We start from the raw sequence: 5,515 nt of genomic DNA, 5'->3' as shown, positions 1-5,515 counted from the left end.
TACGCTTAAAAACCAGCCCATACTACGCTTACGTTAAACTCGATTGATCCTTCGTATGTTTCATTTGCGTATGCTGTACCTGTTATTGTTGCGGTATATTCTGAAGTTGACGATAGCTTATTTATTGAGTTGCGCCATATTATGTCGCTTGGCTGAGTCGTGGTCAATTTCAAGGTGTGGTTTTTATTAGTGGTGCTTGTTAGGTCATTTGTTTTGATGCTGATATCAGCGGTATCAATCCAAAGATTACTGCCCCAGTCCCCGATACTAGTGACCTGATCTATGCTGTAACTGACTGTATACTTTACAGATTGATTAACAGTTGTTGTTTTATCTGTTATAAGTTTGTGCAAGATTATCTTGGTAGGTATGGTGACGATGATCTGACTATCGTCACCATAGTCCGAATAACTAGCGGCTGATCGCCGCGGAATAGCCGCTTTATTAATCTTCGTTGCTTTGGCTAATGATTCATATTCAGTCACTACTTTAGCCGCTGTTTTTTTGGTGAGTGAAGAATTTAATGAACTCGGTTCGTCATTGATCTTTCGCTCATTGTCTAATTCATTGCTAGCACTTGATGCAGCGTCTTGATCTTCATTTGTATTTGTTTCACTATCCGATCTCTGTTCACTGCCCGAATCAGTACTATCGATATTTGCAGCTTCTATTTGACTGTCTGAGACATTTGTTTCATCTGTTGTTTGATTTTGTTGGCTGTCTTCTGCTGTAGCAGAAGTTTCTGATGATTGAGAACCGCCCGCTTTCCCCTTTTCTTTTTGCGAACCATTATTATTCGTTAGATATTCATCTGGGTTAAATGTTAATTTTGAGCATTCTTTAAATACATCGGTCATATCTGTTCCATCATTGACATTCCAATCATTAATGCCAACTACGGTCGTTAATGAACTATCTTGGCTAAACATATCCCGCATTGACGTAGTTTTGCTAAAATCCATCCCGGTTGAATCAATCGTTGTACACTTCGTCATGTTGCTGAACATATTGGTACAATCAGCGGGCATGACAATTTTGCCAAGCACCTTGACAGCTGTAACCGTGCTTTTTGAATCAGCCCAAGGCACATCGCTTCCAGCTGCCCCTGTGCTGGTATTTTTGCCGTCTTCAGGCTCAATCCAGAGTACACCGTTAGTGTCAATCCCCCAGCGGCACGTACCCCAGGTCTTCCAATCGGTTATACCTGAATCACTGTTTGTACTATCAGCAGCTCTTACTGTCTGCGGAAACGGTTTTGGCAGGAATGCCTTGCTTGTGACCTTAAGTACGCCAAGCAGAGTAAGTACACTAATGCACAGCACTCCAACTAGAGCTATTTTCCTCCAATTGTGTTTGCTAGTTGGAAAGCCCGGGAATCCACCTGCTTTAGCAGTGGATTGGCAGGGCTTTCCGTGGCTTGCTTTCCGTGGCTTGCTTTCCGTGGCTTGCTTTCCGTGGCTTGCTTTCCGTGGCTTGCTTTCCGTGGCTTGCTTTCCGTGGCTTGCTTTCCGTGGCTTGCTTTCCGTGGCTTGCTTTCCGTGTTTATGCATGTGACCTCGCTCCTTTTCTTTTACTCAGCTATCTATCTGAGCGCGCCCATTACTTGACTTGCAAAGTGAACGTAAAGCGAGCCGGATTTGCAAGTTCATGGGTCTTGCGGGTAACACCCGTCCAAAGCACCTGGGCCTTGTACTTGCCCTTAGGGATATCTCTGTCGATTGTTACGCTGTTGATCTGGTATCCCGGCTTCAGCATGTGCTTAAAGCCTGTTACGTTCCCTTGCTTATCGTAGCTGATAGGATTATAGACGCATTCGGTATTTGAGAATTTGTTGTCCTTGTTTAAGTCAACATAGATATGAGCTGCGGCATCAATATTGTTTTCAGCCTTGTAGCTCATGCCATTGTTGTTCTTTAAGTACGTGTACTTCGGAAGAAATAGCGTGATTTTTTGTTGGCGCTGGTTTGCCTTCCAAACGACGTTCTCTGCTACCGAACCGTAGCTTGAATATTCCAGGACTGCTTTATTTTCCTTATTCTTCTTTTGCCCCTGGTTGGTCGTGTAGTCAAATACATCATGAGGATTCATTCCAGTAGATTTCCAAAAACACAGACCAAGCAAAAGCAGAGCCAGTAAAGCCAGCAGTGCAATGAGCCATTTGCGTGTTTTTGCTACGATAACGTAGCCACCATCCACTTTGGCCCAGCCTACTTTACGAGTAAAAATAAACTTCTTATCTTTCCCATTATCCTTTTTGAGGGGCTTTATTGGAAAATACTTGTCTTGATTATCCGGAATAGTCGCAATTTCGGAATTCTTCAGTTGTTCAGTTTCATCTTTTGTATTCTTGAAACGTTTCGAGAAGTGAATCCAACCTAATTTGAGCTGGTCTTCCGGAACGAAATCATCACATTTTGCAACGTACAGTTCTTGGCCTAAAAGTTTGATTTTCTTTTCTGCCTTGTCACTCCATTGCGTCAAATTGATTTTTCTATCCATTTGTTTGCGTGTGCGGGAACCTAAAATATGTTTTAGGAAGGAGCGCACTTTTCTCCTCTCTTTTAATAAAAAAATCCGCCCTTGATCGGGCGGATTTCTGATAGTGCAGACTACTTGGCTACCAGAGTTGCAGTGTAAGCAACGGTACCAGTGTAAGTGCCAGAAGTCTTTGCTTCACCAGACAGCTTGATAGTGTCCGTAGCATCCGTCCCCAGCAAAGCAACGCCGTCAGCTGCCAATGAGCCGTAAGTTTCATCAGATGACCAGTCGGTCTTGCCTTGCGTAGTAGTTTCCTTGAAGGAGTCGCTGCCAGCTGCGTTGGTGATATCCTTATTAGTTTCGGCAACCAGATGAACCTTCTTATCGCCTGGAATGGACCCACGCACGTTTACCGTGTAGTTATCAGTAGTGTTGACAGTACCCGCCTTGAGACCAGTGTGCTTAATCAGCGTTGGGATAGTGACAATAAAAGTACCAGCATCGTGGTTCCCGTTGTCGCCTGGGTTAGTTGGATCCTTACCTGGGTCTTCCCAACCACCAGTAGTGTCGTACTCAATATGAATTGAGCCATCATGCTGAGTATCGCTAGCAACGGTGGCCTTGGTAGTGGCATCACCCCACTTAGACGTCTTTGAATTGTACTCTTGGTAGTTGTCTTGGACGCCATCGGTTGCAGCGCTTGCTACTGCAGGAGCTGCCATAGTCAACACGGCTGCGGCCGTTGAAACGGCCATCATAATCTTGGTCTTTAACATTTTTGCACCTTACCTTTACAGTTTTACTATAATCTATTCAGCTAAGCGCCTATCGCTTAACTATGGACATTGTACATAGTGTTTAAAAGAAATAGTAAAACGCTTATTTTGCTACAAAAATGCAAAGAAAAAGCCGCGCAAGAAGCGCGGCTTTGTTTAGAAAAGAGAGTCAATGTCTCCATCCATAATTGAAAAATCGAAAAATTATTATTGGGTTAGTTGGACAAGAATAGGAAAAATTCCTTCCTAACAACTGCAATTATAACACAAGCCGTAGCTAACGCCAAAAAACGCAAATAGAAAAGCCTTGCGGTTTAGGCAAGGCTTTTCTGGGCAAATGCTGTATTTTTTGGAATGTGTTTTACTTAGTTTTTTAGACTATTAGAGCTATCGGTTCAAAAATTGAAGTATGCTTGTTATCGCTATTTGACGCTATCCTTCAAGGCCTTGCCTGGCTTAAATGCAGGAATCTTGCTTGCAGGAATTTCAATTTCATCACCAGTTTGTGGGTTGCGACCTTTGCGAGCTGCACGTTCACGTACTTCAAAAGTACCAAAGCCAATCAGTTGTACCTTTTCACCTTTGGCGAGTGCTTCTTCAATTGCAGCAAAAGTAGCGTCAACTACTTTAACAGCATCCTTCTTGCTGATTTCAGCTTTCTTACTTACGGCTGATACGAGTTCAGTCTTGTTCATAGATTTTTCCTCCTAAAAAAGTTTAGTCATGCGTCATATTTGCTTGACAATGGTTATTATAGCAAAGGCTGAAGCGCTTTGCAGAATCCCACTTTCTTTTGCAAAAATGGTACAATTTTGGCAAAAGAATGGCGAAAGGAAAAAATATGGACCAAGATTACATTGATCAGCTTCTTAGCAGTTTTAAGCGTATTGAGGACGAAAGAGCCATTGTTGATGAAGTACTGGCGGACCTTGATGAAAAGCATCGTGAAGGCTTAGAAGACCCTCAGAAGGCTATTGTCGGCTTTGACATCAGCAAGCTGGATACGCGCAGCTTCAAGCAGCAACACAATCGGTTTGATGAAACTTTCGTTGCCGATGAAGACGTCAGCTTTTTAGGAAACGACAAAAAAAGGCATGAATTCTTTCTTGAATTGGACAATCGAACTGAAACCAACAGCTCTAACGTCGACAAGATCATTAACTACATCAACTATGCTCGAAACAATCCAGAGTCTCAAATCCTAATGGAGATTGCCTATGCTGATGGAGCGGTTCCCACTAAAAAGATACCGACATTTAGTTTTATACCTCGGAAAATCAGCAATCTGACAGACAAGTTCATGCGTACTGCCATCACCAGTCCTAGAGGCAACAAGTACTATTTAGCTGCCCTTCTACAACAAACTCCGAATCTCTCTGTATCTATTTCCCAAGTTTCTGAAGCCCAATTTGATCCTGCTGAATTTTATCTAGAAAGCAATTTTAAAGAAGAAGCTTTAAAGACAATTGAAAAATACGTAGACTTCATCAATCACAATCAAGCATATGATTGGAGCTGCTCTTTTGAATCTTCAAGCAAAGACATGTCGAAGTCATACAGGCAGATTGGAACCATTACCTACAGTCATAACTTAGAGTTTATCAAGTATACTCAGCCAGTTCTGCTTGGAAGTGAGCACGATCTTGATACGGTTATTGAGTTTCACTTGCGCTGCCTGCAGTCCCTTAACTCTGAGTTTCTTTCTGCCCCATGCGTAGTTTACCCCACCAGGGATCGCCCATTGTATGCCATAAGCTTGAGAGATGATGCCAATATGTTTGCATGGGCAAAGATCTGGAGCCCAAAGCTGCCAATTTTTATCCAGCCAACATATTCTTTGTCAGACAGCCAGCAGCTTAGAGACGACCTGCAGCTGATTGTCGATGAGTATTCGTCATCTATTTTCCGATACTTTACGACAGGAGGGCTAAACGCAAGCGATTTGAAGAACAACAAGGTCTATGAGCAATCTTTCCTGCCCTCAACCTCACGGAGAAGCTATAAAGACTTGAGAAAGCTAGCGAATGAACTTGGCAGTGAAAGATTCATCAAGCAATTGAAAATCGAAGAAGTTCCTATTTCTGTCTTTAAAGCATTGCTTAATCGAGGACCTATTGCTTTTAATCCATCACTGATTCAAGACCGACCATTTTTGAAATATGACCTGTACAAACCGACAGAATATCCCGCTGTTGCCAGCTGGATCTCTTATCCAAATTCAATTAATCCAGAATCAAGAGAAAAGCCTTTTTGTTAACAAT

5 protein-coding genes are annotated in these 5,515 nt (G+C 42.6%); 1 reads left to right on the top strand and 4 read right to left on the bottom strand.

What is annotated here, in order from left to right:
- Nucleotides 1-5 precede the first annotated feature (5 nt).
- The 4 genes from ACYVUV_RS12160 to ACYVUV_RS12145 form a co-directional block, all read right to left on the bottom strand.
- The gene (locus tag ACYVUV_RS12160) at nucleotides 6-1,550 is read right to left on the bottom strand and encodes a BspA family leucine-rich repeat surface protein (RefSeq protein WP_484499545.1); all 1,545 of its coding nucleotides are present in this window, start codon (nucleotides 1,548-1,550) and stop codon (nucleotides 6-8) included.
- A gap of 49 nt (nucleotides 1,551-1,599) precedes the next feature.
- Entirely contained in the window at nucleotides 1,600-2,499 is a 900-nt protein-coding gene (locus tag ACYVUV_RS12155) for a hypothetical protein (protein WP_484499544.1), read from the bottom strand.
- Between the two features lie 110 nt (nucleotides 2,500-2,609).
- Nucleotides 2,610-3,254 carry a hypothetical protein gene (locus tag ACYVUV_RS12150; RefSeq protein WP_484499543.1) on the bottom strand — a complete coding sequence of 215 codons (645 nt, stop codon included), beginning with the start codon at nucleotides 3,252-3,254 and terminating at the stop codon, nucleotides 2,610-2,612.
- 422 nt (nucleotides 3,255-3,676) lie between these two features.
- Entirely contained in the window at nucleotides 3,677-3,949 is a 273-nt protein-coding gene (locus ACYVUV_RS12145) for an HU family DNA-binding protein (RefSeq protein ID WP_484499542.1), read from the bottom strand.
- Between the two features lie 146 nt (nucleotides 3,950-4,095).
- On the opposite strand from ACYVUV_RS12145, the gene ACYVUV_RS12140 reads away from it, so the two are divergent.
- Complete coding sequence (locus ACYVUV_RS12140; RefSeq protein WP_484499541.1) at nucleotides 4,096-5,511, top strand: hypothetical protein; 1,416 nt, start codon at nucleotides 4,096-4,098, stop codon at nucleotides 5,509-5,511.
- Nucleotides 5,512-5,515 lie beyond the last annotated feature (4 nt).

Source organism: Lactobacillus sp. WILCCON 0149 (assembly GCF_057197965.1).
This window is presented reverse-complemented; position numbering and strand designations above follow the sequence as displayed.

What these genes read in the sequence shown, in the direction of transcription:
- ACYVUV_RS12160 (WP_484499545.1), bottom strand. Translation starts at nt 1,550, where the DNA reads ATGCATAAACACGGAAAGCAAGCCACGGAAAGCAAGCCACGGAAAGCA.
- ACYVUV_RS12155 (WP_484499544.1), bottom strand. Translation starts at nt 2,499, where the DNA reads ATGGATAGAAAAATCAATTTGACGCAATGGAGTGACAAGGCAGAAAAG.
- ACYVUV_RS12150 (WP_484499543.1), bottom strand. Translation starts at nt 3,254, where the DNA reads ATGTTAAAGACCAAGATTATGATGGCCGTTTCAACGGCCGCAGCCGTG.
- ACYVUV_RS12145 (WP_484499542.1), bottom strand. Translation starts at nt 3,949, where the DNA reads ATGAACAAGACTGAACTCGTATCAGCCGTAAGTAAGAAAGCTGAAATC.
- ACYVUV_RS12140 (WP_484499541.1), top strand. Translation starts at nt 4,096, where the DNA reads ATGGACCAAGATTACATTGATCAGCTTCTTAGCAGTTTTAAGCGTATT.